The sequence below is a fragment of the Aquirufa sp. ROCK-SH2 genome, from assembly GCF_054558315.1.
Window position 1 is genome coordinate 169,306 of sequence record NZ_JBPXKB010000003.1, and the last position, 25,775, is coordinate 195,080.

The 25,775-nt window shown below is 36.1% G+C and carries 28 protein-coding genes; 13 read left to right on the forward strand and 15 right to left on the reverse strand.

The window, feature by feature from the left end:
* Positions 1-100: 100 nt before the first annotated feature.
* The 11 genes from tsf to V7S79_RS07900 all read right to left on the reverse strand — a co-directional run bounded on the left by tsf (position 101) and on the right by V7S79_RS07900 (position 8,267).
* Positions 101-934 carry a translation elongation factor Ts gene (tsf, locus tag V7S79_RS07850; RefSeq protein WP_459490023.1) on the reverse strand — a complete coding sequence of 278 codons (834 nt, stop codon included), beginning with the start codon at positions 932-934 and terminating at the stop codon, positions 101-103.
* Between the two features lie 12 nt (positions 935-946).
* Entirely contained in the window at positions 947-1,756 is an 810-nt protein-coding gene (rpsB, locus tag V7S79_RS07855) for a 30S ribosomal protein S2 (protein WP_459490024.1), read from the reverse strand.
* A gap of 86 nt (positions 1,757-1,842) precedes the next feature.
* On the reverse strand, positions 1,843-2,232 hold the full coding sequence (gene rpsI, locus V7S79_RS07860) for a 30S ribosomal protein S9 (RefSeq protein WP_459490025.1): 390 nt from the start codon (positions 2,230-2,232) through the stop codon (positions 1,843-1,845).
* A gap of 38 nt (positions 2,233-2,270) precedes the next feature.
* On the reverse strand, positions 2,271-2,714 hold the full coding sequence (gene rplM / locus V7S79_RS07865; RefSeq protein ID WP_459490026.1) for a 50S ribosomal protein L13: 444 nt from the start codon (positions 2,712-2,714) through the stop codon (positions 2,271-2,273).
* A gap of 226 nt (positions 2,715-2,940) precedes the next feature.
* Positions 2,941-4,284 (reverse strand): acetyl-CoA carboxylase biotin carboxylase subunit, encoded by a 1,344-nt coding sequence (gene accC / locus V7S79_RS07870; RefSeq protein WP_459490027.1) that lies wholly within the window; start codon positions 4,282-4,284, stop codon positions 2,941-2,943.
* Between the two features lie 29 nt (positions 4,285-4,313).
* Positions 4,314-4,775 (reverse strand): acetyl-CoA carboxylase biotin carboxyl carrier protein, encoded by a 462-nt coding sequence (accB, locus tag V7S79_RS07875; protein WP_459490028.1) that lies wholly within the window; start codon positions 4,773-4,775, stop codon positions 4,314-4,316.
* A 68-nt stretch (positions 4,776-4,843) separates the two neighbouring features.
* Positions 4,844-5,407 carry an elongation factor P gene (efp, locus tag V7S79_RS07880; RefSeq protein ID WP_459490029.1) on the reverse strand — a complete coding sequence of 188 codons (564 nt, stop codon included), beginning with the start codon at positions 5,405-5,407 and terminating at the stop codon, positions 4,844-4,846.
* Positions 5,408-5,421: 14 nt separating this feature from the next.
* Positions 5,422-6,423 carry a beta-ketoacyl-ACP synthase III gene (locus V7S79_RS07885; RefSeq protein ID WP_459490030.1) on the reverse strand — a complete coding sequence of 334 codons (1,002 nt, stop codon included), beginning with the start codon at positions 6,421-6,423 and terminating at the stop codon, positions 5,422-5,424.
* Positions 6,424-6,441: 18 nt separating this feature from the next.
* Positions 6,442-7,386 (reverse strand): phosphate acyltransferase PlsX, encoded by a 945-nt coding sequence (gene plsX, locus V7S79_RS07890; RefSeq protein ID WP_459490031.1) that lies wholly within the window; start codon positions 7,384-7,386, stop codon positions 6,442-6,444.
* 125 nt (positions 7,387-7,511) lie between these two features.
* A complete protein-coding gene (rpmF, locus tag V7S79_RS07895; RefSeq protein WP_459490032.1) occupies positions 7,512-7,706 on the reverse strand; it encodes a 50S ribosomal protein L32 in 195 nt (64 codons plus the stop codon).
* 18 nt (positions 7,707-7,724) lie between these two features.
* A complete protein-coding gene (locus V7S79_RS07900; RefSeq protein WP_459490033.1) occupies positions 7,725-8,267 on the reverse strand; it encodes a YceD family protein in 543 nt (180 codons plus the stop codon).
* A gap of 100 nt (positions 8,268-8,367) precedes the next feature.
* On the opposite strand from V7S79_RS07900, the gene V7S79_RS07905 reads away from it, so the two are divergent.
* Both V7S79_RS07905 and V7S79_RS07910 read left to right on the forward strand, forming a co-directional pair.
* Positions 8,368-8,985: a phosphatase PAP2 family protein gene (locus V7S79_RS07905; protein WP_459490034.1), complete on the forward strand. Its 618-nt coding sequence runs from the start codon at positions 8,368-8,370 to the stop codon at positions 8,983-8,985.
* Positions 8,982-10,649, forward strand: coding sequence for an ArnT family glycosyltransferase (locus tag V7S79_RS07910; protein WP_459490035.1), 1,668 nt, complete (start codon positions 8,982-8,984; stop codon positions 10,647-10,649). Before V7S79_RS07905 ends, V7S79_RS07910 begins: the two co-directional genes overlap by 4 nt.
* Positions 10,650-10,849: 200 nt before the next feature.
* Here the strand turns inward: V7S79_RS07910 and V7S79_RS07915 are convergent, their stop codons facing one another.
* Positions 10,850-11,269 (reverse strand): nucleoside-diphosphate kinase, encoded by a 420-nt coding sequence (locus tag V7S79_RS07915; RefSeq protein WP_459490037.1) that lies wholly within the window; start codon positions 11,267-11,269, stop codon positions 10,850-10,852.
* Positions 11,270-11,339: 70 nt separating this feature from the next.
* Between V7S79_RS07915 and V7S79_RS07920 the strand changes: the two genes are divergently transcribed.
* The 10 genes from V7S79_RS07920 (at position 11,340) to V7S79_RS07965 (ending at position 21,768) form a co-directional block, all read left to right on the forward strand.
* Positions 11,340-12,368, forward strand: coding sequence for a DHH family phosphoesterase (locus V7S79_RS07920; protein ID WP_459490038.1), 1,029 nt, complete (start codon positions 11,340-11,342; stop codon positions 12,366-12,368).
* Positions 12,369-12,420: 52 nt separating this feature from the next.
* Entirely contained in the window at positions 12,421-13,284 is an 864-nt protein-coding gene (locus V7S79_RS07925; protein WP_459490039.1) for an FKBP-type peptidyl-prolyl cis-trans isomerase, read from the forward strand.
* Positions 13,285-13,365: 81 nt separating this feature from the next.
* Entirely contained in the window at positions 13,366-14,229 is an 864-nt protein-coding gene (locus tag V7S79_RS07930) for an FKBP-type peptidyl-prolyl cis-trans isomerase (protein WP_459490040.1), read from the forward strand.
* Positions 14,210-15,133, forward strand: coding sequence for an FKBP-type peptidyl-prolyl cis-trans isomerase (locus V7S79_RS07935; protein ID WP_459490042.1), 924 nt, complete (start codon positions 14,210-14,212; stop codon positions 15,131-15,133). Before V7S79_RS07930 ends, V7S79_RS07935 begins: the two co-directional genes overlap by 20 nt.
* Positions 15,134-15,140: 7 nt before the next feature.
* Entirely contained in the window at positions 15,141-15,734 is a 594-nt protein-coding gene (gene rdgB / locus V7S79_RS07940; protein WP_459490043.1) for an RdgB/HAM1 family non-canonical purine NTP pyrophosphatase, read from the forward strand.
* 62 nt (positions 15,735-15,796) lie between these two features.
* Entirely contained in the window at positions 15,797-18,325 is a 2,529-nt protein-coding gene (locus tag V7S79_RS07945) for a DUF5686 and carboxypeptidase-like regulatory domain-containing protein (protein ID WP_459490044.1), read from the forward strand.
* A gap of 133 nt (positions 18,326-18,458) precedes the next feature.
* Positions 18,459-19,115 carry a glycerol-3-phosphate 1-O-acyltransferase PlsY gene (gene plsY / locus V7S79_RS07950; RefSeq protein ID WP_459490045.1) on the forward strand — a complete coding sequence of 219 codons (657 nt, stop codon included), beginning with the start codon at positions 18,459-18,461 and terminating at the stop codon, positions 19,113-19,115.
* 41 nt (positions 19,116-19,156) lie between these two features.
* Positions 19,157-20,530: a dipeptidase gene (locus V7S79_RS07955; protein WP_459490046.1), complete on the forward strand. Its 1,374-nt coding sequence runs from the start codon at positions 19,157-19,159 to the stop codon at positions 20,528-20,530.
* On the forward strand, positions 20,530-21,360 hold the full coding sequence (gene murQ, locus V7S79_RS07960; RefSeq protein WP_459490047.1) for an N-acetylmuramic acid 6-phosphate etherase: 831 nt from the start codon (positions 20,530-20,532) through the stop codon (positions 21,358-21,360). Before V7S79_RS07955 ends, murQ begins: the two co-directional genes overlap by 1 nt.
* A gap of 84 nt (positions 21,361-21,444) precedes the next feature.
* On the forward strand, positions 21,445-21,768 hold the full coding sequence (locus V7S79_RS07965) for a c-type cytochrome (protein ID WP_459490048.1): 324 nt from the start codon (positions 21,445-21,447) through the stop codon (positions 21,766-21,768).
* A 65-nt stretch (positions 21,769-21,833) separates the two neighbouring features.
* On the opposite strand, the gene V7S79_RS07970 is transcribed toward V7S79_RS07965, so the two are convergent.
* Both V7S79_RS07970 and yihA read right to left on the reverse strand, forming a co-directional pair.
* Positions 21,834-22,340 (reverse strand): DUF5606 family protein, encoded by a 507-nt coding sequence (locus V7S79_RS07970; protein WP_459490049.1) that lies wholly within the window; start codon positions 22,338-22,340, stop codon positions 21,834-21,836.
* A gap of 32 nt (positions 22,341-22,372) precedes the next feature.
* Positions 22,373-22,987, reverse strand: coding sequence for a ribosome biogenesis GTP-binding protein YihA/YsxC (gene yihA, locus V7S79_RS07975; RefSeq protein WP_459490050.1), 615 nt, complete (start codon positions 22,985-22,987; stop codon positions 22,373-22,375).
* Positions 22,988-23,097: 110 nt separating this feature from the next.
* Between yihA and hemE the strand changes: the two genes are divergently transcribed.
* Positions 23,098-24,123: a uroporphyrinogen decarboxylase gene (gene hemE / locus V7S79_RS07980; protein WP_459490051.1), complete on the forward strand. Its 1,026-nt coding sequence runs from the start codon at positions 23,098-23,100 to the stop codon at positions 24,121-24,123.
* A gap of 109 nt (positions 24,124-24,232) precedes the next feature.
* Here the strand turns inward: hemE and guaB are convergent, their stop codons facing one another.
* Positions 24,233-25,702, reverse strand: coding sequence for an IMP dehydrogenase (gene guaB / locus V7S79_RS07985; protein WP_459490052.1), 1,470 nt, complete (start codon positions 25,700-25,702; stop codon positions 24,233-24,235).
* Positions 25,703-25,775: the final 73 nt, after the last annotated feature.

Consider the following 25,775-nt stretch of genomic DNA (forward strand, 5'->3'; position numbering starts at 1 on the left):
TCTGATAAGTTTTCTGTCAATCTTTTTTTTGTGGATAAGTTTATGCCAAAAAAAAAGGCCAACCGATTTAGTCGGATGGCCTTTAAAAAATAGGATTTGATTAAGCTAATGCAATTCTTTTGAAAGAAGAGATAGTTAATCCTTTTTGTGTTTGCTCTAATAATTGACGAACATTGATAGAAGAGTCTTTCACAAATTGTTGGTTTAATAAAGTAGATTCTTTGTAGAATTTCTCTAATTTACCAACTGCGATTTTCTCAAGCATAGCTTCTGGCTTGCCTTCTTGGCGAGCTTGGTCTTTGCCAATTTCAATTTCACGTTCGATTGTCTCAGCATCTACACCGTCTTTGTCTAAAGCAACTGGCTTCATAGCTGTGATTTGCATAGCAATATCTTTACCAACTTCAGAAACATCAGCACCTTGAACATTTTCAAATGCTACCAAAACTCCAATTTTGTTGTTCGAGTGAATGTAAGAAACTACTTTCTCTGCATCTACATTTTCGTAAGCTGCTAAAGAAATTTTCTCACCAATTTTACCCGTTAATTCAATGATGTGTCCTTCTACCGAACGACCATCAGCAAGAGGCTCAGCCAATAAAGCTGAAGCAGATGGAGCATGAGACTTAACTGCTGCATCCATGATATCTTGCGCTAATTTGTTGAAATCAGCAACTTTAGAAACTGGTTCAGTTTCACAAGCTAAAGCGACTAATTTACCATTTGAATGGTCTCCTGAAAGTGTGATTAATACAACACCTTCGTTCGTTGCATTATCTGCACGTTTTGCTGCTACTTTTTGACCAGCTTTACGAAGAATATCGATTGCTGCTTCGAAGTCACCATCGGCTTCTGTCAAAGCTTTCTTGCAATCCATCATTCCTGCACCAGTCATTTGGCGTAATTTGTTAACGTCTGCGGCTGTAATTGACATTGTATGAATTATTTATTCTTGTTCTGCTTCTTTTTCGTATTTAGCAGCTACCTTAGCTACTTCTTGATTCTCCTCATCAGCCACTCTCTTTGCTTCTTCCTCTTCCGCTAAACGAGCATCATCTTTATCTTGTTTTCTTTCATTCAATCCTTCTTCGATTGCTTTGCTGATAGCTGTAGTAATAACAGCGATCGACTTGTAAGCATCATCATTAGCAGGGATTGGATAATCAACTAATTCTGGATTTGAGTTAGTATCACACATAGCAAAAACTGGGATGCCCAATTTTTTCGCTTCTTTCACTGCGATATGCTCACGCTTAACGTCAACAATGAATAATGCAGCTGGAAGACGAGTTAAGTCTGTAATACCACCTAAAACACGGTTTAATTTTTCTTCTTCACGAGTCATCATTAAACGCTCACGCTTAGCAAGAGTCTTAACGATTACTTCGTCTTTTAACATTTTATCAATGCTTGACATCTTCTTGATCGACTTACGTACAGTCGCAAAGTTTGTCAACATACCTCCCAACCAACGGTCAGTTACATAGGGCATTTTTAATTTTTCTGCTTCTGCAGAAACAACTTCTTGTGCTTGTTTCTTGGTAGCAACAAACATGATTTTACGGCCAGAACGTACAATAGCACGAATCGCAGCTGATGCCTCATCTAAGCAAGTAATTGTTTTGTTTAAGTCAATGATATGAATACCATTTTTCTCCATGAAGATGTATGGAGCCATTTTTGGATCCCACTTACGAGTCAAGTGACCAAAGTGAACGCCTGCGTCAAGCAGTTCGTTGTAGCTTAATTGTGCCATTTTCGGTGTTTAAAATTGTGAAAAATAAAAATGTGGAAAAAGCATCGGCAACACACAAGCTTTTTCCACGTAAATGCGATGTAGTATTAACGCTTAGAGAACTGGAATCTCTTACGTGCTTTTCTACGTCCTGGTTTTTTACGCTCAACCATTCTAGGATCACGAGTTAAAAAACCTTCTTTCTTCAAAGGAGAACGCAATTCTGAGTCCTGAGTTTGAAGTGCACGAGAAATAGCTAAACGTAAAGCTTCCGCTTGTCCTTTAATTCCTCCTCCGTCAACATTTGCAGTTACGTCGAATGATCCAACTGTGTTGGTTAAAGCGAAAGGCTGATTTACCACAATCTGAAGAATTTCAGATGGAAAGTATTCAGTCATTGTACGGCCATTGATTTTAATCTGGCCTTTTCCTGGGGTCATTGAAATACGAGCAATTGCCGTTTTTCTTCTACCGATTTTACTTGTTAATTCTGCCATTTGATATTGAATTGACCTGTTTTAGATCATTATGTCCGTTAAAACTTAATTTCTTTAGGTTGTTGTGCTGCGTGAGGATGCTCAGAACCAGCGTAAACGAATAAATTGTTGAACAATTGTCTTCCTAAACGATTTTTCGGTAACATACCTTTAACTGCCGCTTCTACAACTCCTCTTGGGTTTTTAATCAAAACCTCTCTTGGAGTAGCAAAACGTTGTCCACCTGGATAACCTGTGTGACGGATATAAACTTTATCTGTCATTTTCTTTCCTGTTAGGCGAACTTTATCAGCATTGATAACAATCACTTGATCTCCACAATCAACATGCGGTGTAAACGAAGGCTTATGCTTTCCACGAATAATTTTCGCGATTTCTGAACATAAACGTCCTAAAACTTGATTTTCAGCATCTACCACCACCCAGTCTTTCTGAACTGTAGCCTTGTTGGCAGAGACGGTTTTGTAACTTAAAGTATCCACTATAGTATTGTTTAACTGTTGAATTAATCTTTTTAAGATGACGGAATGATTCTTAAAAACATTAATTATGACCTATTTTGCAACTAAACGGGCATTCAATCGAAAAATGGGAGTGCAAATTTATACAATCAAGTACAATTTTGCAAGTGTCTTTCAAGAATATTTTCGTTTATGTCAAATAAAAAAGGGGCAATCGCCCCTTTTTGACTTTAATCTATTCTTTTGATTATAAATTACTTAAATCAAAGGTGTCCATAAAGGCAGTCGTAAACTTACCTGATTGAAAACCTGGATCATCCATTAGTTTAATATGGAATGGAATTGTTGTTTTAATTCCCTCAATCACAAATTCTTGCAAGGCACGTTTCATTCTTAATAAAACCTCCTCACGACTTTGTCCTGAAACAATTAATTTCGCAATCATGGAATCATAATTCGGTGGAATAGTGTAACCAGAGTAAACATGTGAGTCAATTCTAACTCCATGACCACCTGGTAAATGCAAATTGGTTATTTTTCCAGGTGATGGACGGAAGCCATTTGAAGGATCCTCCGCATTAATTCTGCATTCCAAAGCATATAATTTAGGGAAATAATTTTGCCCACTGATGGCAATTCCTGCTGCAACTTTTATTTGTTCTTTGATTAAATCAAAGTCGGTTACTTCCTCTGTAATTGGATGCTCCACTTGAATTCTCGTATTCATTTCCATGAAATAGAAATCTCCGTTTTTGTCTACCAAGAATTCAATTGTACCTGCACCTTCATATCTAATAGCGCTTGCACCAGCAATGGCAGCTTCTCCCATTTTTTTACGTAGTTCATCAGTCAATGCTGGAGATGGAGTCTCTTCGCATAACTTTTGATGACGTCTTTGAATCGAACAATCACGCTCGGACAAATGGCAAACGGTTCCAAATTTATCTCCAACAACCTGGATTTCTATATGTCTTGGTTCTTCTACGAACTTTTCCATATAAATTCCATCATTTCCAAATGAAGCACTTGCTTCCATCTTCGCATCATCCCACAATTTTCTGAATTCAGATTCTTCGCGAATGATACGCATTCCCTTACCACCACCACCAGCTGTTGCTTTGATAATGACAGGGTATTTAATTTGTTTAGCTAATTCAATAGCATCTTCTACTGTATCTAACAAACCATCAGAACCAGGAATAACAGGAACTCCTGCTTTTTTCATCGTATCTTTGGCCGTCGCTTTATCTCCCATGGCATTGATCATCTCCGCAGAGGCACCAATGAATTTAATTCCATGTTCTGCACAAATTCTTGAAAATTCAGCATTTTCTGATAAAAAGCCATAACCAGGGTGGATGGCATCTGCACCTGTAACTTCCGCAGCGGAAATTAAAGCCTGCATACTTAAATAGGATTGTCTACTTGGAGGAGGTCCAATACAAACAGCTTCATCTGCAAAGCGAACATGCAAGCTTTCTCTATCGGCAGTTGAATATACAGCAACTGTCTTGATGCCCATTTCTTTGCAAGTTCTGATGATACGTAGAGCAATTTCTCCACGATTTGCAATGAGTATTTTTTTAAACATAAGTTCTAAATTAAATTTAATTTAGCCAATTAAGCTTTTTCAACAAGGAAAAGCGGTTGGTCAAATTCTACTGGAGTTGCATTTTCAACTAAAATCTTCACAATTTTACCTGAAACTTCTGAATCAATGTCATTGAATAATTTCATTGCTTCAATCATACAAACTGTTTTTCCAGGTTCAATGGAGCTTCCTACTTCAACGTAGTTGTCTTTATCCGGTCCCGGCGCACGATAAAATGTACCAATCATTGGTGACTTGATCGTGTAAAGGTTATCTGATACTGGAGCAGCAACAGGTGCTGCTGGTGCTGACGCTACGGGAGCTTGAGCCGCTGGAGCAGGTGCAGCCGCAACTGTTTGAACTTGAACAGTTGGAGCAACTGCACTGTGTTTTTTGACTGAAACTTTTAAGTCTTCTGTTTCAATACTAACCTCCGCAAGCGGTGATTTTGCGATGTAATCTAATAATCGCTGAATTTCTTTAGTATCCATTCCTTGTAATATTTGTATGAGTGTTTACCTAATGCTTAATGTCTGTGCAAATGTATTAAAAATGCAAGCTATTTGACACGCTCTGCATAAGAATAAGTTCTTGTATCTACTTTAATAATTTCATCTTGCTCAATAAAAATTGGAACAGTAATGGTTGCTCCAGTTTCTACTTTAGCTGGTTTTTTAGGTGAATTGGCTGTATCTCCACGTACACCTGGTTCAGTATAAACTACTTTTAACTCCACAAATGGAGGTAGTTCACATGAAATAGCTTTATCAGTTTCAGTATTGATCAAAATTTCAACTTCTTGACCTTCCTTCATCAAATCAGCCATTTCTACCATGTTTTTATCCAGTAGAATTTGCTCAAATGATTCGTTATCCATGAAATTAAATCCGTACTCATCGCCAAATAAGTATTGGAATTTTCTTCTCTCCACACGTACGGGATAAATTGCAACTCCAGAATTGAAGGTGTTGTCAATCACTTTTCCAGATGTCAATGAACGTAATTTTGTACGAACAAAAGCTGGACCTTTTCCTGGTTTAACGTGTAAAAATTCTACGATGGAATATAGATCATTGTTATAATTAATAACCATTCCATTTTTAATATCTGCTGTAGTTGCCATTCTTAAAATTAAATTTATTTTGAATTATAAGCCCATTTCAGGTAAGTAGATCCCCAAGTGAAACCTCCACCAAATGCGGCTAAAATTAAATTATCTCCTTTTTTCAATTGTTTTTCGTAATCCCACAAACACAAAGGAATAGTGGCTGCCGTTGTATTTCCATATCGTTGAATGTTCAACATTACTTTTTCTTCTCCAATATTCATTCGGCTGGCAGTAGCATCAATGATTCTTTTATTCGCTTGATGAGGGACTAAAAAGGCAATATCATCTCCAGTTAAATGGTTTCTTTCCATAATTTCTGCAGATACATCAGCCATTCTAGTTACAGCAAATTTGAAAACGGATTGACCTTCCTGACGGATATAGTGTAATTTTTGATCGATTGTCTCGTATGTAGGAGGGTAAGCGCTTCCGCCACCTTTCTGCATTAAACTCTCGCAGCCATCTCCGTCTGATTTTAGGATAAAATCTTGTACACCTAAACCGTCTGTGTTTGGTTCCAAAAGTACAGCGCCTGCACCATCTCCAAACAAAATACAGGTTGTACGATCAGAATAATCTACAATCGCAGACATTTTATCTGCTCCAACAATAACAATTTTTTTAAATCTTCCTGATTCAATAAAGGCTGTTCCTGTTGCTAATGCATTCAAAAAGCCTGAACAAGCCGCAGATAAATCAAAAGATGCTGTAGCTCTAATCCCAACGGATTTGCAAATTAAATTAGCTGAATTAGGGAAAAAATAATCAGGAGTTACTGTTGCACAAATTAACAAATCAATTTCCTCAGGCTTTGTGTTTGTTTTCTCCAACAATCCTTCTACTGCTTTCGCGCCTAAATAAGAGGTGCCTAAGCCTTCTCCTTTTAATATTCTTCTTTCTTTGATACCTGTTCTACTCGTTATCCATTCATCATTGGTATCAACCAATTTTTCTAATTCTTGATTGGTAAGCACATAATCGGGTACGTAACCGTGTACTCCTGTAATGGCTGCACTTATTTTTTGAGTCATGTCTCTCGTTTATTTCAATTATTTATTTTCAATGGATGCCTTAATTTTTTGGCAAACATTGGATTCCACTACTGAAACGGAAAGTTTAATCATATTTAGGATTGCTTTGGGACTAGATGCTCCATGTGCAATAATGACATTTCCATTTATTCCAATGATGGGACTACCACCATAATTTTCGTAATTGGTATTTTCGATAAATTCAGTTGATATTCCTTGGCTTTTCATGATGTTATAAATGGATTCCCCCATTTTTAACATGATATTTCCCGTAAAACCATCTGTTACAATCACATCTGCTTTGTTTTGGAAAAAATCTTTTCCTTCAATATTTCCAATAAAATTGATTTTGGGATTGGCTTTTAATAAAGCATGAGTTGCCTGAGAAAGTATAGAGCCTTTTTGCTCTTCTTCTCCGATATTCATTAATCCAACTCGCGGTTGGCTGGAACCAGTTGTTGCTTCGTAATAGACTGAGCCTAAAAGGGCAAATTGATCCAACATTTCGGGCTTACAATCAGCATTGGCACCAATATCCAACATTACTGCATATTTCCCATTGATTTGAGGAACAAATCCCGCAATGGCAGGGCGCTGAATTCCTTCGATTGTTTTTACAGAAAATAGGGAGCCCACCATCATTGCTCCTGTGTTTCCAGCGGAAGCAAAAACATCAGCTTTACCTTCTTTTAAAAGCGTAAACCCAACTCCGATGCTGGAATTGGGTTTTTGTGATAATGCTCTTGTGGGATGTTCTCCCATTTCAATTACCTGATCTGCTGCAACAATCTGAATTTGATTTCCAGAATAATTACGCTCAGTCAATAATTGTTTTATCGTATTTTCAGGGCCAATGGCAAGAATGGTTACATCTTTCGAAAGACTTTCTATCGCTAAAAGTATTCCGTCAATCACGGCTATTGGGGCATAATCCCCACCCATCACGTCGATTGCTATATTCATCTAATTTCTTTTTAATTACTAAAGCTGTGCGCAAAAATAGTATTAAATTTAGTCAAAAAATAGCATTTTAACGGGATATTTTCGACAAAAGTCAAAAAAGATGTATAAATCTTGATTGGAACTTATTATGATTGAGAAGAATAACCTTCTACGATCATTTTACCTTTGTAAAATAAATTTCCTTCGTGAACGTGTGCACGGTGAAATAAATGAGTTTCGCCAGTTTGGCTATCTACCGCTATTTGCTTTGGAGTTCCAAAATCATGTGAACGTCTTTTATCACGGCGAGTTGTAGAATGTCTTCTTTTAGGATGTGCCATTGTATTATTTGAATTGTATTAGTTCTTACTATTTTCTTTTAATTTTTGTAAAGCTGCCCATCTTGGGTCTATTTCAGCTTCATCTTTTACTTTTTCTTCCAATGTTTCCGTTGAATATAAAAATTCATCTTCTAAAGAATCATCAGTAGGGTTGATGTACCTGGGATGTAACTTTTTCATAGGTACTTGTAAGGCTATGAAATCGTAAATATCCTGCGATAAATCTAATTTAGGCTCTTTTCTGTCTAGCAAAAATAAATTGTCACCTAAATCCTCCGAATGGTCAGAAAACTTATAAATAAGCTTTTCATTGATTCGAATCGGGTATTCAAATTCTTCCAAAGAACGGTCACAAATTAAATTTAAATGGCCTTCTATCTTTAATCGAACTTGAATCATTACTGCTGATTTATCTAATTCAACTTCTGCAGTAAAACTCCCTTTTTTAATCCAATCCTGGTCGATGGCTTCAAAAAAATCATCTGAACCTTCGAAAGTATATTTGTATACTTTGTCCTCTAGGGATATAATTGGTATTTGATAATTCTCTAAAACTTTCATGTACCAGCTTGGGGTAAAAAAGAATGCAAAATTAGGTAATTTTTTTGAAACAGCAAGTAAGGTATTCAAGATTTTAATAAAAACTTACGACCTTTGGAAGATGAAAGCACTGAATGTTTCTTTTAAAATCTATTTTCTAGGGTTTATATGCTTTGAAATACTTTGTTTAAGTTACGCATTGAACTTTTCTAGATTTGATCAGATGCGTTTGATCAACTCTAATCATTCCATTATTTTTGATTATATTTTTCAAGGATTTACTTTTTTAGCTGAAATTTATCTAGCCATCTTCCTGCTTTTATATTTTTTGAAAAAGAGAAAGGAATTCGTGTTTCCTTATATAATATCCTATTTAACAGCAACTCTAATAACACAAGGCTTAAAACACTTAGTTTTTGCAAACGAATTACGGCCTTTTGCTTTTTTTAAAGGGATCGATTACACTTGGCATTTTGTGGATGGCATATTGATGAATGAATACAATAGTTTTCCTTCCGGACATACATCTGCCGCTTGGTTTTTGTTTTTCTGGATTGCCATGCTCAAACCTTCCAAGGCTTGGGCCATTTTTTGTGTCTTTGCTGCCATTGGAGTCGCTTATTCTCGAGTTTATTTGTTTCAACATTTTCCGATTGATACATCACTAGGCGCACTGATTGGCTTTTTGAGTGCTTCGGTAGCCTATTATCTTTTTTTACCAAACACAAAAAATGTATGATTCAATTTGCTCAAAAACGCCCCATTTTAACTTGGACTCTGATCGCTTTAATGGTCTATTTACCTTTTTTGGGATCAACCCATTTGTTTGATTGGGATGAAGTGAATTTTGCTGAATCTGCCAGAGAAATGATTGTTTCTGGCGATTATTTAACCGTTCAAATCAATTTTCAACCTTTTTGGGAAAAGCCACCTTTATTCATGTGGTTGCAAGCTTTAAGCTTTCAATGCCTAGGTATATTTACGGATCATCCATTAGTAAGTATGGAGTTTGCAGCGCGGTTACCCAATGCTTTGGTGGGTTTGCTTACTTTAATTTCTTTGTTTTTAATCGGGAAAAAACATTTTTCTGCTAATTTTGGCCATTTCTGGGCTTTTTCCTATTTGGCAGCAATGACCCCCCATTTATATGCTAGCTCAGGAATCATTGATCCCTTATTTAACTTGTTTATTTTTTTAGGGATCTATTTTTTCATTCGTTTTAAACAACATCCAGAACAATTTATTTGGGTGCTTTTTTCAGGCTTGTCCATCGGTTTAGGGATGTTGACAAAAGGGCCTGTTGCACTGCTTTTGTGGGGTTTAACTTTGCTTACTTATGCCATATTTCAATGGAAAAAAGTCGCAAATCAGTTGGGGCGATTATTTTTAGGGGCATGTATCGCTGGAATTATTTCATTGAGCTTGTTCGCGGGTTGGTATGGATTAATTGCTTTTAAATTAGGGTTTGGTATCATTCAAGATTTTTTCAATTATCAAATACGATTATTAACTACTGGAGATGCTGGACATGGACAACCTTTTTATTACCATTTTATCATCTTATTAATTGGTTGTTTTCCGGTTTCAATTTGGGCAGGAGCGAGGTTGTTTCGCAGAAAAAATCATTCAGTATTATTGTTAGAAGAAAATCAACAAGACTTTTCGAAATGGATGAAAATTTTGTTTTGGGTAGTTTTGATTTTGTTCAGTCTAGTGAAAACCAAAATCATTCATTATTCTTCCATGTGTTGGATTCCTCTCACTTTTGTATCAGCAGAGGTATTATATGAGTGGCAAAAGGATCTTTGGATTTGGAAAAAATCCTACACGTTTGTAGCGCTATTTGTGGGTCTCCTGTTTGCCTTAATTTTATTGCTAATTCCTTTTATTGGATTAAATACAAGCTGGATTGCTCCTAAAATTGCTGATCAATTTGTTCAAGGGAATTTATCTGCACCTGTTTATTGGTCAGGAGCTGAATATCTGATTGGAATAATCTTTTTAATATCAATTGTTTATTTATTTGCCAAAAAAGGGGAGGTGACACTTCGCAAAATTTATGGATTGATGGGCGTGTCAATAGCTGTTGTGATGTCCTTATCCGCAGTGCTCTTACCCAAAATAGAAGCTTATACTCAAAGAACCCCCATTGATTTTTACGAATCAAAAGTTGGTCAAAATGTCTATATTGAAACAATGGGATTCAAGTCCTTCGCCCATTTATTGTATTTTCAAAAGCCCGGCAAAGGTCCAAGTGCCCAAGAACTTTTGGAAAAAGGAGCAGGAAGCTCCCCCATCTTTTTTGTATTAAAAGCAGATGCTGAAGATCAATTCAAATATGATTCTCGTTTGATTTTGATGAAAGAGGAGAATGGATTTTTGTTTTATAAGAGAAAGAGATAGATGAGGTAAGAGGTAAGAGGTAAGAGGTAAGAGGTAAAAGGTAAGAGGTAAAAGGTAAAAGGTAAGAGGTAAGAGGTAAAAGGTAATAGGTAATAGAAATCCTTTAATTACCTATTACTTAATGTTTCTTAACGGCTTAATGTTTAAATGAAAAGAGAAGAGAGAAGAACCTCTTACCTATTACCTCTTACCTATTACCACTACTTCAGTTCCTTCTCCGAAAAGAAAAACGCTCCTTCAATGCCAGCATTTTCATCTGAATCGGAACCGTGGATGGCATTGGATTCAAGGGATCTCGCAAAACGTTTTCTAATGGTGCCTGCAGCAGCTTGCTCAGGATTGGTGGATCCAATCAAGGTGCGGAAATCTTCCACTGCATTTTCTTTTTCAAGAACCATGGGAATGATGTAATTGGAAGACATATATTCACAAAGACTTTGGTAGAAAGGTCTTTCTTTGTGAACTTGATAAAACATTCCAGCTTCTTCTTTACTCAATTTAACTTTCTTTATAGCCACGATTCGAAAACCAGCTTCTTCTATTTGTTGGATAATTGGTCCAGTAAAGCCGTCAGCGACAGCATCTGGCTTAATCATGGTGAATGTTCTATTTGTAGGCATAATTAATTTTTTCTGCAATTTATCTTTAACTTTGTGAATGCCCAAATTTTAATCGGCGACAATTTTTTTTATGAATTCCATTTCCGCCTTAAAGGCTCAATTACATCCTGGTCAAAAAGTACTAATTATTACCCATTTTAATCCAGATTCAGATGCTATCGGTTCAAGTTTAGCTTGGCAACAGTATTTATTAAAAAAGGGTTTAGACGTGCGAGTGGTTGTTCCATCAGCGGTGTCCTCCAATTTGACTTGGATGAATGGTGCTTCTTCAATTTTAAATTTTGAGGAAACGCTAGATAAAATAACCATTGATGCTTTGGTAAAAAATGCCGATTGGATTTTTTGTTTGGATTTTTCTGGACTTCAACGTTTGCATGGATTCAGTCAAATGATTTTGAAAGCAAATGCTAAAAAAATCGTCATTGATCATCATTTAGATCCTGAGGATTTTGCGGATTTTTATTATCATCGAACCATTGCGGCTTCCACTTGTGAGTTGATTTATGATTTGATCGTAGAATGGGGAGACCATTCATTGATTGATACAGCGATTGGAGAGTGCTTATATTCTGGTATTATGACTGATACAGGTTCATTTAGGCATCCAAATACAACTGCGCATGTGCATGAAGTGGTGGCAGAATTGATAAAGATTGGTGTAAATACGAACCAAGTGCATCGTAAAGTTTTTGATTCGGCGAGCATTGATCGATTAAAATTTTTGGGACATATTTTAGCCAATCGATTGGAATATCTGCCAGATTATCATTTGGCTTTGATGTGGATTACGGCAGAAGATCAGCAACAATTTAATTCTCAAGCAGGCGATACAGAAGGGATTGTCAATTACGGTTTACAGCTTGGAGGGGCCGTTTGGTCGATTTTAATGATTGAAAGACCCGACGGGATTAAATTTTCATTTAGGTCCATAGAGCCATTTGCCGTTAATAAATTTGCAGCTAGTTATTTTGAAGGAGGTGGTCATAAAAATGCATCAGGTGGTCGACTTTCTAAAGGGACTTTGGAACAAGCAAGGAAAAAACTAAATGAAGTGTTACCTTTGCAAATTGAAGAGATCAATCGAGTAAAAAATTTATAAAAAATAAACTAAACAATTTAATTAAACTGACGAAGGTCAAAACTTAAAAATCATGCGTAAACAACTAGGGTTAATTTTATCATCAGCACTTTTATTGGCTGCATGTAACCAAAATAAAGTAGAAGTGATCGATGGAGTGAAGATTCAAATTCACAGTCACGATGATAAGGCAAAAAAATTAAAAGATGGCGATATCGTTACGTTTGATTTAGTGATCAAAAATGGTGCCGATTCTGTATTACAAGACACAAGAAAAGATGGCAAGCCAGGTAAAGGAATGATTCAAGCACCTAATGGAGGTCCAGGAGCATTTAAGGGAACATTTGAAAATGGATTGCGCGTATTGTCTTTAGGAGATAGTGCTACTATTTTAGTTCCGATTGATAGTTTAATTAAATCGGTTCAGGCGCCTTTGCCTCCGTTCTTGAAGCCAGGTACCGATTTGAAATATACCGTTAAAATTAAGAAAGTTCAGACACGTGCTGAATTTGAAAAGGAGATGGCAAAAGAAGCGGAAGTTTCAAAAGCAGAGGCTTCTAAAAGATTAGCTGGAGAACCTGCTTCGATTGATGCTTACACAGCCAAAACTGGAAAAGCATTCCAAAAATCAGCTTCAGGGCTTCGTTATTTTATTGAAAAACCAGGTACAGGTGCTTCTCCTAAATTAGGTGAAACTTGGTCTGTGAATTACAAAGGAGCTTTCATGAATGGTAAAGTATTCGATGAAGGGAAAGCAGCAGAAATGCCAGTGGGACAAATGATCCCTGGTTTTAATGAAGCTTTGACCTTGTTGAAAGCTGGAGGAAAGGGTACTTTTGTAATCCCATCATCGATTGCTTATGGTGATCAAGCTAGAGGCCCAATTGAAGCTAATTCAGTATTGGTTTTTGAAATTGAGTTAATTTCTAAAAAATAATTTTAGAGGGGGCTTTTTGTCCCCTTTTTTATAATAAACATCGATTTATATCGTTTGTGAATGGAAAATTGTCTAAAAAATATGAGTAAAAGTAGTTTTTTCAAAGCCCTTATCTTCTTTGGTAGTATTCTTTTTTTGACTTCTTGTTTGAGTAATGTCGAATTACAAGATGAAGTAAAAGCCAAAGAAAATCAAACTCAAATTTTGGATTATTTCACCAAATTAGGAGTTATTCCTGTCGCACTCGATAACGGTGCATTTTTCACTGTTACTAAGACGAATTCAACTGGTGAAATTGCTTCTAGAGGTGATTCATTATTTGTGCATTATGAATTGTCAAATTTGAATACAGGTAAAGTTTTAGATAGCACCAATCGTCAAATAAATGCTCCATATATTTATCGCTACGGTTTGACAAATCCGGTCTTTGCGAAATTAATGGGATTTCTAAAAGAAGGAGAACAAGCTACAATGATTATGCCAGGTACATCACAAGCATTTGATGGGTTGCCTGCCTACACGCCTTTGAAATGTGTCATTAAACAATACAAAGTAAGAAGTCAAAGTGATAAAATTGATGAATTTATTGCCTCAAAAGGCTGGGTGGTGACTGAGAAATCTACAGATGGTTTGCGTTTCATTCGAACTGCTGTTGGAACAGGTGATCTTGGGGTAAGTGGAAAAATAATGATGATGAAGTATACAGGAAGATTTTTGAACGGTGTTGCCTTTGATGGCAACATGGCCAAAACAGACACTTTCAGTGTTACGTTTGGTGGAACTCAAACTGTTCAAGGTTTTCAAAGAGGCATTGAGAAAATGCGAACAGGTGAAAAAGCGGTAGTCGTTTTTCCATCTACCTTAGGGTATGGAGAAAAGGGATCTAGTAGTATTCCTGGATTTACCCCTTTGGTTTTTGAATTGTATGTCGCCAAAATTAAATAATAAAATGAAGAAATTGAATGTTTTTGCTCTTTTGGGATTTTGTTTTATCCTTACTTTAAGTAGTTGTTTATCCAATGAAGCAGAGAAAATTTCAGCTAATAATGAAGCCGAAATACAAAATTATATTAAGTTCAAAAACTTATCACCCATGAAATCGCCTGAAGGGATGTATTATGAAGTTACTTCAAAAAATACATCAGGGAAAGTGCCAGCGGCAGGTGATTTAGTCAAAATGTATTATAAAATGTCTTTGTTAAGTGGCTCTATTTTAGATTCCACAAGTAAAGTTTTGAAACAACCGAAAGGTTTTATGTATGGTGTTGGAAATAGTATTTTTAATTTGCCGTTAAGTAATTTAAAGGTGGGTGAAAAAGGTTATTTTATTTTGCCTTCCAATCTAGCTTTTCAAGGAACTTCTTTTGATGGACTTCCTGCTTATTCAGTTATTCGTTTGGATATTGAAATGGAATCTGCTATGTCTGAGCAACAACAAATCGACTCAATGACGGTTAAAAATAAAATGACAGATGCGATTAAAACATCAAGTGGTTTGGTATTTAAAAAAATGATTGAAAATCCAACGGGTGCGGAGCTTAAAACAGGAATGACATTCAGTATTACCTATTTGGGTAGATTAGCTTATGCTTATTTGCAACGTGAATCTGCATCAAGTACGGCCATTATTTATGATTCAAAATTTGATTCAGGTATTTTGTCGGGTTCTGTAGGTACAGGTAGTTTTATCAAAGGTTTTGATGAGGCATTACAGCGTATGCGCGTTGGAGAAAAAGCTCAATTTATCATTCCTTCAAGTATCGGATATGGTGCTAATGGAAGTAGTAGCGGAGCAATCCCTGGCTATGCTCCTTTGTATTTTGAAGTTACATTAACTGCCGCTCAATAGATAAAGAATGGACAAACCAATTATCTATTTAGCTACGCAAAATCAGCATAAAGTAAAAGAATTGCTCTCCATGTTTGGTGAGCAATTTTTTATTAAGAGTATTGCTGAATTACCAATTGAAGAAGAAATTCCAGAAACAGGTTCAACTTTAGCAGAAAATTCGATGCAAAAAGCAAAGTATATTGCTGATCGATTTGGTGTAACCTGTTTGGCCGATGATTCAGGTTTGGAGGTGGAGGCTTTAAATGGTGCGCCCGGTGTTTATTCGGCAAGGTATGCAGGTATTCCTAAAAATGATCAAGCCAATTTGGAATTACTTTTGAAAAATATGGAAGGCCAGGGCAATCGAAAGGCAAGATTTGTAACCGTTTTGACCTATTATTCAAAAGGTGAATTTGTGCAATTTGAAGGTATGGTGGAAGGGATTATATGTAAAGAGGCAAGAGGGACGGAAGGTTTCGGTTATGACCCTATTTTTGTGCCAGAAAATGACCATAGAACCTTCGCGGAGATGGATTTGTTAACAAAGAATTTATTTGCACATCGTGCAAGAGCTTTTAAAAAATTTGCTAAATTTGTCGACGAAACATTTGTTTGTTGAGACATAAAAAATAATAACCACTTAATTAGAGCTGAGCGCTTTATATAAAATATTAACCCAATTTGTCATTGAAATCCTTTAGAAATTCATTTTCCATTCTTTTCATCGCACTTTTTTTTGTGCCAAATGTCTACGCACAATTTGTTATTAAAGGACGAGTTACAGATGCAAGCAATGGAGATCCAATACCTTTTGCCTCCGTAGGATTAAAGGGCGTGAATGCTGGTACAGCAACCAATTTTCAAGGAGAATACACCTTAAACTCGAAGTTCCTTGCTGATTCTTTGTATGTTTCTTTTGTTGGGTACAAAAAAAGAACTAAAAAAATCGACCGAAAATTAAATAGTCAAGAGGTAGATTTTCAATTGGAACCTACGAATCGTTCCCTGCAAGAGGTTGTCGTATATTCTGGAGAGAACCCTGCTTTTAAGATTTTAAGGAATGTCATTAAAAACAAAGAAATCAATGATCGGAGTAAGCTGACTGCCTATGAATATGATTCCTACACTAAAATGGAATTGGATGTAGATAATATTTCCGAGAAAATGCGGGAGAAGAAATTCATGAAGGAGATAGAATCAGCGATTAAAAAATTTGAAAAAATAGCTGGCGAAGATGGAAAACCTGTTATTCCGACTTACATATCAGAAACCATTAGCAAGTTTTATTACAAAGAATCTCCACAAAGAAAGAAAGAGAAGATTTTAAAAACGAATATTAAAGGAGTAGGGGTTACGGATGGTAGTTTTATTTCTCAATTAGTAGGCGGTAACTTATTTGCCAATTATAATTTTTACCAAAATTATGTGCCCTTTTTTGGGAAAGATTTTGCGAGTCCAATTGGTGAAAACTGGAAAGGAAGCTACAAGTTTTACCTGAACGATACAACGAATTTAGATGGCAAGATTTGCTATCAAATAGATTTTGAACCTAGAAATGCCAAGGATTTGGTGTTTAATGGGCAGATGTGGATAGATACAACAAGTTTTGCTTTGGTTCAAATTGATGCGACCGTAGATAAAACAGCCAATTTGAATTTCATTGATAAAATCAAAATTTCTCAAGAATTAGAACAAACTAAAAGTGGCGCCTGGTTACCCGCCAAAACGCGTTTTTTGATTGATATTGAAGAAATAACCAAAGGTTCAGCTGGAATGTTGTTGAAAATGTACATTTCGAACAAAGACTTCATTACCAATCAACCGCATCCTACTGAATTTTATGACATTACTTCTGAGGTAGCGGAAGATGCCAAAGAGCCAAATCCTGAATATTGGAAGTATGCTAGGCATGAATCACTCAGTAGACAAGATTTATTAGCTTCTTCCTTAATTGATTCTGTTAAAAATTTACCTACAGTGAAAACCTATGTGGAAATTGCTGAATTGGTATTAAGTGGCTATAAAAAATTCAATGACATAGAGGTTGGACCTTATATCAGCAGTTTTGCTGTTAATGCCATTGAAGGTGCTCGATTTAGATTAGGTTTTAGGACCAATGCAAACTTTGATAAGCATTGGATTTTGCGTGGAAATGTAGGTTTTGGTACGAAAGATTTGGTGCCTAAGTATTCCATGGAGGTCAATTATTTGTTTTCCAAAAAGAAATGGACGGTGGCTGGTCTTCGACATAGCTATGACATTGAGAGAGTTGGTTTAACTCCAGAATTGATTGGTGATAACCGCTTGTTTTATGCTTTTACCCGTTTTGGGGCATTTTCAGGGGCCTTTTTTAGAAGAGAAAGTGAGGCTTTCTTTTCAACAGAAGTAACGAAAGGTTTGACTTTGTCTTCTTCAGTTAATACACGTTCTTTTGACCCCTTATTTCGTTTTCAATATCGTTTAAATCCTAAAATGGGAATGGAATCTCCTGTACAAGATTATTTTCAAGAATCTTTTGTGACGCTTGAGGCTAGATTTGCTAAAAATGAAACCTTTATATTAAATGGTAATGAAAGGATTACTTTGGCTACTAAGCGTATTCCGGTAATTACCTTGAAATATCAAAGAGGTATAAAAGGCTTTTTAGGTGGAAATTTTGATTATGAAAAAATAACACTTAAAGCCTATCAGACCTTTCGATTAGGAACTTTGGGAAGATCCGATTATACGCTTTCTGCGGGTTATACTCCCTCAAATCTACCAGCACCATTACTTTTCCCACACTTAGGAAATGAAACATTTTTCTTTGTAAGAAGTGCTTATTCAACCATGAATTATTTTGAATTTGTCAGTGACAGGTATGCAAGTTTGCAATACAATCATAATTTCGAAGGCTTATTGTTCAATAGAATCCCTTTAATCAATAAATTGAATTGGCGTTTTATTGCTAGCTCAAATATTTTATTAGGAAGTGAGCGCAAAGAAAATCATGATTTAATGAAAGATGTGAACAGTCCTTTACGTTCCAAGTTTTTAGACCGATATGCATTTGATTCATTAGATCCCAATAAGCCTTTTGTTGAAGTAGGTTATGGGATTGATAATATTTTCAAAATTTTAAGGGTTCAAGCTTTTCATCGATTAACATATTTAGACCATGAAAAAGCGAATGCTTTTCGCATCATGGCTTCCGTTAATTTCTCATTTTAGAGCCAAATTAGTATATTATTAAGATGAAAATTTAACGATTTCAAGAATATTTTTCAACTTCTTGATTTTAGATTTTTCACAAACTATATTTGACTTCCATTGCTCACAAAAGGAATGGGTCTAATTCAGAATTATGCTTTTTATTGTACTTATTGTTGTTCTATCACTTATCAGTTATTTATTAGGTTCCATTCCTACTGCTATTTTATATGGTGAAACTTATCATGGAATAGACATCCGCACGATGGGTAGTGGAAATGCTGGCGCAACTAATACTTTTAGGGTCTTAGGGAAAAAAGCTGGTTCCATTGTTTTGTTTTTTGACGCATTGAAAGGTTTTGTTGCAACTGCCATGGCAGCGGTATTGTATCATTTTCAATACATCGACTGGCAAATGTGTGTAACTCTAAAAATTTTATTTGGTTTCTTGGCCATTATCGGGCATTTGCTTCCTATATTTTGTGATTTTAAAGGTGGAAAGGGTGTTGCTACACTTTTAGGTATGGTGCTTGCTTTACATCCGCAAGCCGCATTTGTAAGTATCATCATTTTTTTAATCGTCTTTCACTTTTCTCATTATGTGTCCTTGGGTTCAATGATTGCTTCTTTATCCTTCCCTTTTTTAATGATGATGAAGGTATTTGGCGAAGAAATTCCACTCTTAATCTACTTTGGTTTTTTTGTTTCTTTTTTAGTCATTTTCACACATAGAAAAAACATTCAAAGAATTATTGAAGGTACAGAAAATCGTATGTATCTAATCCCTAGAAAGGGACAAAATCCTAGTTAAAACCCTTATATTTGTGCGGTAGTTATCAAATTTTCGCTCAAATGAATCTTACGCAATCATATATTCAATCTAATAAAGATCGTTTTTTATCTGAATTATTAGATTTGTTAAAAATTCCATCCATTTCTGCTGACCCATCTTATGCTCCTGCTGTTCGTCAAACAGCGGAATGGGTAGCGAATAATTTAAAACAAGCAGGTGCTGATCACGTTCGTTTGGAAGAAACAGCAGGCTTCCCGATTGTTTATGGTGAGAAGATGGTAGATCCCAATGCTCCAACGGTTTTGGTATATGGGCATTATGATGTTCAACCAGCAGACCCTTTGAATTTATGGGATAGCCCACCATTTGAGCCAGTAATTAAAGATGACATTATTTATGCCAGAGGTGCATGCGACGACAAAGGCCAAATGTTTATGCATATCAAAGCTTTTGAAGCAATGTTAGCCACCAATTCACTGGCTTGCAATGTTAAGTTTATGATTGAAGGAGAAGAAGAAATAGGTTCCAACAACTTATCTACGTTCGTCGAAAATCACAAAGAATTATTACAAGCAGATGTTATTCTTATTTCGGATACGGCCATTGTGGCCAATGATATTCCATCCATTGATGTTGGCTTGCGTGGATTAAGCTATTTAGAGGTGAGTGTTCAAGGTCCTAACAGAGATTTACATTCTGGTGTTTATGGCGGTGCAGTAGCTAATCCAATTAATATTTTATGTGAAATGATTGCCTCTTTACATGATGAGTTCAATCAAATTAATATACCAGCATTTTACGAAGATGTATTGGATCTTAGTGCTGCAGATCGTGCAGCGATGGCACAAACACCTTTTGATTTGGAAGCCTATCAACAAGATTTAGGAATTCAATCTGTTCATGGTGAAAAAGGATTTTCTACGATTGAAAGAGCCTCTATTCGTCCAACATTAGATGTCAACGGTATCTGGGGTGGCTATACAGGAGAAGGCGCAAAGACAGTATTGCCTTCTATGGCTTATGCTAAAATCTCTATGCGTTTAGTACCGAATCAATCGTCTGAAAAAATTACTCAATTGTTTACGGATCACTTTTTATCCATAGCTCCCAAAGGAGTAAAAGTGACAGTTACTCCACATCACGGTGGAGAAGCCTATTTAATGCCAACGGATAGCATTGCTTACCAAGCAGCAAGTGAGGCAATGACTGAAACCTTTGGTAAAGAACCCATACCTACGCGTGGTGGAGGAAGTATACCGATTGTTGCATTATTTGAGAAAGAATTAGGCATAAAATCTATTTTAATGGGTTTTGGGTTGGATTCAGATGCTATTCATTCGCCCAATGAGCACTTCGGTTTATTTAATTTTTATAAGGGAATTGATACAATTCCCGTATTTTTTCAAAATTTCAAACATTTGTCACAATCCTAATGGCCACCGAAAATTTAACACTTTTGGCAACTGAGTCCAGTTCTAAATATGAGAATTTGGAACAACAATCTATCATTGAATTATTAACGAATATCAATCAAGAAGATAAAACAGTTGCCCATGCTGTAGAAAAAGTTATTCCTAGCATTGCTAATTTAGTCGAACTCATTGTACCTAGAATGAAAAAAGGAGGAAGACTTTTTTACATTGGAGCTGGAACAAGCGGTCGTTTAGGGATTTTAGATGCTTCAGAATGCCCACCTACGTATGGGGTACCTTTCGATTTAGTGATTGGTATCATTGCAGGTGGCGATACTGCCATTAGAAAAGCGGTAGAGAACGCAGAGGATGATATTGAGCAAGCTTGGAAGGATTTACAAGCTTTTGATATCAATGAATTGGATACTGTGATTGGAATTGCGGCTTCAGGAAGAACTCCTTATGTGATTGGAGGATTAAATAGAGCGAATGAAAATAATATTCTGACTGGAAGTATCGTTTGTAATGAAGGCAGTTTGGTCGCCAAAGAATCTAAATTTCCAATTGAAGTGGTGGTTGGGCCTGAATTTGTAACAGGAAGTACCAGAATGAAATCTGGAACTGCGCAAAAATTGGTTTTGAATATGATCTCAACCTCCATCATGATTCAATTAGGTAGAGTTAAAGGAAATAAAATGGTGGATATGCAATTGAGTAACCATAAATTGGTTTTACGCGCCATTCGAATGGTGAAAGAATCCATTGGTGTATCTGATGAGCATGCTGCGGATTTATTAGAAAAGTATGGGAGTGTAAGGGCAGCGGTGGATGCCTTTCAGTCAAATAAATAGGGATTTTTTAAATATTTAGGCATTAAAGGACTGTAAATAGGTTTAAATGCTTTAAATTGTGTCAAATTTTAACATTTATTATTCATGAAAAAGATATCTAAACTTATTGTAGCTGTTTCTTTAGGAATTTTTGCTTTTGGATTTCAAGCAAAAGCGGAGGATTTTCCAGAAGATATTAAACCATTGATGCAAAAATATACTTGTTTTGCTTGTCATAAAGTTGATGCTCGTTTAGTAGGGCCTGCTTATAAAGACGTAGCAAAAAAGAAATATAGCGTAGATAAAATCATTGCTTTAATAGCAAAACCTCAGCCATCTAACTGGCCAGGTTACCCACCAATGGCACCGATGACAGTACCAAAGGCGGATGCAGTTAAAATTGCGAAATTTATTAACTCTTTGAAATAAGAATTGTTAACCAATAAAAAAGCCCTTGAAATTCAAGGGCTTTTTTTATGTCAATTGATTGAAAATTATTTCTTCTTTGCAGGCGCTTTTTCCTTTGCCACTTTCTCTGCTTTTGGCGCTTTTTCTTTCACTTGTTTTTCTGCTTTTTCTGCAGGAGCTGCTTCAACTGCTTTAAAAATTTCTGGAGTATTGCTCACCAAAATCAAGTACCAAGATAAAATTTTCTTGATATCAGAAGCATAAACTCTGTCGGCATCATAATTAGGAACAACCTCAGCTATCGTAGCGAAAAGTTCCATGTCTGTTGCTTTCTTCGGTTCAATAGTCAATTTTCCATTGAATTTCTCATGCAAAGAATTGAAAAGATCAGCCAATGGTAAAGTGCTATCTTGATGATCATCTAAATAAAGTGAAATATCTTTTAAAACCGAGATTCTTGTTTGTCCACTTACAACCGAGCGTTGCTTTAATTGATCTAATGTTTCAACAATAACACCAGTTCTTGTTGGTTTTAACACCTTGTATAATCCACTTTTCCCAGAAATATGGGCGATTTCGTTTAATAATTCCATATTATTTTAATGTTTCGGATGCAAAAATATTATTATTTACCTGATTTAAAGGGAGAAGTTTGAATTAATTGTGAAATACTTTCCAAAATTTCTTCTCTTCCTTTGTGTTTTTCAGCAGAGGTGATGAAAATTTCTGGCAAACTTTCCCAAGATTCTAACAAGAAAGATTGATAGAAATGAACATTTTCATCAATTTGCTTTTGAGATAATTTATCGGATTTGGTGAATACAATATAAAAAGGTACTTGTTCTTCCACCATTCGGTTCATGAATGCGATATCTACTTCTTGCGGTTTTAAACGGATATCCACCAATAAAAATAAGCAGGTAAGATTTTCTCTTTTAAATAGATAATCAAAAATCATTTTTTCAAATTCTCTCCTTTTTTCCTTGCTTACTTTGGCATATCCATACCCAGGTAAATCTACTAAATACCAATTGTCGTTGATCAAAAAATGATTGATTAATTGGGTTTTACCAGGTGTTTGAGAAGTTTTAGCTAATCCTTTTTGGAAAGTAATGGAGTTGATCAAGGATGATTTTCCCACATTTGATCTTCCAATAAAGGCAAACTCGGGCATATTGGCAGGTGGACATTTTAGATAATCCGTATTACTTGTAATGAATTTGGCACTTTTAACCTGCATAGCTTGGATGAAATTTGAAATGCAAAGATAAGGAATATTTATGCAAGATGGAGAAATAGAATTTTTGTTTGCTTCAGCTTTCTTTGGTATTTTTGTACTTTGAAAAAAATATGGAAGTACTAAAAAATGATCGATTGCTTCGTGCAGCGAAAGGATTAGAAGTGGATCAAGTTCCCGTTTGGGTGATGCGACAAGCAGGTCGTATTTTGCCTGAATATCGGGAAGTGCGAGCAAAAGCAGGGTCATTTATTGGTTTGGCAACTAATCCGGAATTAGCTGCTGAAGTTACTTTACAACCTGTGGATCGTTTTGGAGTAGATGCTGCCATTATTTTTTCTGATATTTTAGTTGTTCCTGAGGCAATGGGTTTGCCTTATTTGATGGAAGAGCAAAAAGGTCCTGTATTTCCTAAGGTTATTCGTTCGCTCAAAGATTTAGATGCATTAAAAGATGCTAATCCAGAGGAGGATTTAAAATATGTCTTGGATGCGATTAAAATTGTTAAAAAGGAATTAGCAGGTCGAGTGCCTTTGATTGGTTTTGCTGGAGCACCTTTTACTATTTATTGTTATATGGTAGAAGGGAAGGGTTCCAAGACATTTTCGCAAGCAAAGAAAATGTTATATGCCGAACCTCAATTGGCTCATCAATTATTGCAAAAAATAACAGATTCAACGATTTCTTATTTGAAAGCACAAATTGCTGCTGGTGCCAATCTTGTGCAGATATTTGATTCTTGGGCAGGTATTTTATCGCCTCAACAATACAGTGAATTTTCCACTCCCTATTTAAAGCAAATTTGTGATGCGATTTTGGAAGTTCCTGTTACTTTATTCGCCAAAGGAGCGTTTTTTGCCAGAGAAGAAATGGCTCAATTAAATTGCGCGACCATTGGTTTGGATTGGAACATGGACATTAAGGAGTCGAGAAATTTAGTGGGACCTCATAAAACCTTGCAAGGAAATTTAGATCCTTGCACCCTTTATGGCGATTTTGCTACAGTTAAAAGAGAGACCATTAAAATGCTAGAGCAATTTGGTAAACAAAGATACATTGCCAATCTTGGCCATGGAGTTTATCCTGATATTGATCCTGATAAAGTTCAGTGCTTTGTTGATACGGTGCATTCTTTTTAGGTATTAGGTATTAGTTAATAGTGTTTAGTTATTAGTATTTAGTTATTAGTATTAAAAATTTTATGCCTCTTAACTAAACACTAATAACTAATAACTAAACACTAACAACTTATTTAACGCTATAATTCGGAGCTTCTTTAGAAATACTTACATCGTGAGGGTGACTTTCTTTTACACCAGCGGAAGTTATTTTTACAAATTTGGCTTGTTGCATCATCTCAATGCTAGCAGCACCGCAATAGCCCATACCAGCTTTTAAACCACCCACCATTTGATAAATGATTTCGGTAACAGATCCTTTGAATGGTACACGACCTACGATTCCTTCTGGGACTAATTTTTTGATATCATCTTCCGCATCTTGGAAATAACGGTCTTTGGAACCATCTTCCATGGCTTCTAATGAACCCATACCGCGGTAAGATTTGAATTTTCTTCCTTCTAAAATAATCATTTCACCAGGTGCCTCATCCGTTCCAGCTAATAAAGAACCAATCATCACTGTACTAGCTCCACCAGCAATGGCTTTAGCAATATCGCCTGAAAAACGAATTCCACCATCGGCAATAACTGGTACATCATAACCTTCCAAAGCTTTGGCAGCTTCGTAAACAGCGGTCAATTGTGGCATACCAACACCTGCAATGATTCGGGTAGTACAAATACTACCTGGTCCAACACCGACTTTAACCGCATCTGCACCCGCTTCAGCCAATGCCTTTGCTGCTTCACCTGTGGCGATGTTACCAACAATCACATCTAAATTCGGGAAAGATTTTTTGACTGATTTTAATGCATCGATTACTCCTTTCGAGTGTCCATGGGCAGTATCAATACTTACCACATCTACACCTACTTTTACCAAAGCAGCTACTCGGTCTAATAAATCTGGAGTAACTCCAACCGCCGCCCCAACGCGTAAGCGTCCTAATGGATCTTTAGAAGCATTTGGGTGACTTTTTCTTTTTAAAATATCTTTGTAGGTAATTAATCCAATTAATTTCCCGTTTTTATCAATAATAGGAAGTTTTTCAATTTTATGTTCCTGCAAGATACTTTCTGCTTCTTCCATGCTGATTCCTTCTTTGGCAGTAATCAAGTTGGATTTAGTCATTATCTCCGCAACTGGACGAGTCGTTTGTTTTTGGAAACGAAGATCTCTATTGGTTAAAATGCCAACTAACTTTCCCTCGCCATCTATAACAGGAATGCCTCCAATTTTAAACTCACGCATGATTCTTTGTGCATCGCCTAAAGTTTGATGATCCAACAAAGTAACAGGGTCAATGATCATGCCTGACTCTGAACGTTTCACTTTTCTCACTTGAGCAGCTTGTTGCTCGATGCTCATGTTTTTATGAATGATTCCGATAGCACCTTCTTGTGCCAAAGCAATTGCCAAGTCAGCTTCTGTAACTGTATCCATCGCTGCTGATACAATTGGGATATTCAATGTAATGTTTTTTGTGAGTCGTGATTTAGTACTTACTTCTCTTGGTAAAACCTCAGAATAGGCTGGAAGTAACAATACATCATCGTATGTCAGAGCTTCAAAAAGGAATTTGTTGGAATCTAGCATGGCAAATAATTTGAATGGGTAATAGGATCAATGTTGATGTCAGGGAATCATACCCTTATTTGCCGGACAAAAT

Bases quoted from the DNA above. Each gene is read 5' to 3' on its own strand.
- rdgB (WP_459490043.1), top strand. From the start codon at position 15,141: ATGGACAAACCAATTATCTATTTAGCTACGCAAAATCAGCATAAAGTA.
- V7S79_RS07885 (WP_459490030.1), bottom strand. From the start codon at position 6,423: ATGACTCAAAAAATAAGTGCAGCCATTACAGGAGTACACGGTTACGTA.
- murQ (WP_459490047.1), top strand. From the start codon at position 20,530: ATGGCCACCGAAAATTTAACACTTTTGGCAACTGAGTCCAGTTCTAAA.
- V7S79_RS07905 (WP_459490034.1), top strand. From the start codon at position 8,368: ATGAAAGCACTGAATGTTTCTTTTAAAATCTATTTTCTAGGGTTTATA.
- efp (WP_459490029.1), bottom strand. From the start codon at position 5,407: ATGGCAACTACAGCAGATATTAAAAATGGAATGGTTATTAATTATAAC.
- accB (WP_459490028.1), bottom strand. From the start codon at position 4,775: ATGGATACTAAAGAAATTCAGCGATTATTAGATTACATCGCAAAATCA.
- plsX (WP_459490031.1), bottom strand. From the start codon at position 7,386: ATGAATATAGCAATCGACGTGATGGGTGGGGATTATGCCCCAATAGCC.
- guaB (WP_459490052.1), bottom strand. From the start codon at position 25,702: ATGCTAGATTCCAACAAATTCCTTTTTGAAGCTCTGACATACGATGAT.
- V7S79_RS07955 (WP_459490046.1), top strand. From the start codon at position 19,157: ATGAATCTTACGCAATCATATATTCAATCTAATAAAGATCGTTTTTTA.
- V7S79_RS07970 (WP_459490049.1), bottom strand. From the start codon at position 22,340: ATGGAATTATTAAACGAAATCGCCCATATTTCTGGGAAAAGTGGATTA.
- hemE (WP_459490051.1), top strand. From the start codon at position 23,098: ATGGAAGTACTAAAAAATGATCGATTGCTTCGTGCAGCGAAAGGATTA.
- yihA (WP_459490050.1), bottom strand. From the start codon at position 22,987: ATGCAGGTTAAAAGTGCCAAATTCATTACAAGTAATACGGATTATCTA.
- rpsB (WP_459490024.1), bottom strand. From the start codon at position 1,756: ATGGCACAATTAAGCTACAACGAACTGCTTGACGCAGGCGTTCACTTT.
- V7S79_RS07925 (WP_459490039.1), top strand. From the start codon at position 12,421: ATGCGTAAACAACTAGGGTTAATTTTATCATCAGCACTTTTATTGGCT.
- V7S79_RS07930 (WP_459490040.1), top strand. From the start codon at position 13,366: ATGAGTAAAAGTAGTTTTTTCAAAGCCCTTATCTTCTTTGGTAGTATT.
- plsY (WP_459490045.1), top strand. From the start codon at position 18,459: ATGCTTTTTATTGTACTTATTGTTGTTCTATCACTTATCAGTTATTTA.
- rpmF (WP_459490032.1), bottom strand. From the start codon at position 7,706: ATGGCACATCCTAAAAGAAGACATTCTACAACTCGCCGTGATAAAAGA.
- V7S79_RS07920 (WP_459490038.1), top strand. From the start codon at position 11,340: ATGAATTCCATTTCCGCCTTAAAGGCTCAATTACATCCTGGTCAAAAA.
- V7S79_RS07900 (WP_459490033.1), bottom strand. From the start codon at position 8,267: ATGAAAGTTTTAGAGAATTATCAAATACCAATTATATCCCTAGAGGAC.
- V7S79_RS07935 (WP_459490042.1), top strand. From the start codon at position 14,210: ATGTCGCCAAAATTAAATAATAAAATGAAGAAATTGAATGTTTTTGCT.
- rpsI (WP_459490025.1), bottom strand. From the start codon at position 2,232: ATGGCAGAATTAACAAGTAAAATCGGTAGAAGAAAAACGGCAATTGCT.
- tsf (WP_459490023.1), bottom strand. From the start codon at position 934: ATGTCAATTACAGCCGCAGACGTTAACAAATTACGCCAAATGACTGGT.
- V7S79_RS07915 (WP_459490037.1), bottom strand. From the start codon at position 11,269: ATGCCTACAAATAGAACATTCACCATGATTAAGCCAGATGCTGTCGCT.
- V7S79_RS07965 (WP_459490048.1), top strand. From the start codon at position 21,445: ATGAAAAAGATATCTAAACTTATTGTAGCTGTTTCTTTAGGAATTTTT.
- V7S79_RS07910 (WP_459490035.1), top strand. From the start codon at position 8,982: ATGATTCAATTTGCTCAAAAACGCCCCATTTTAACTTGGACTCTGATC.
- accC (WP_459490027.1), bottom strand. From the start codon at position 4,284: ATGTTTAAAAAAATACTCATTGCAAATCGTGGAGAAATTGCTCTACGT.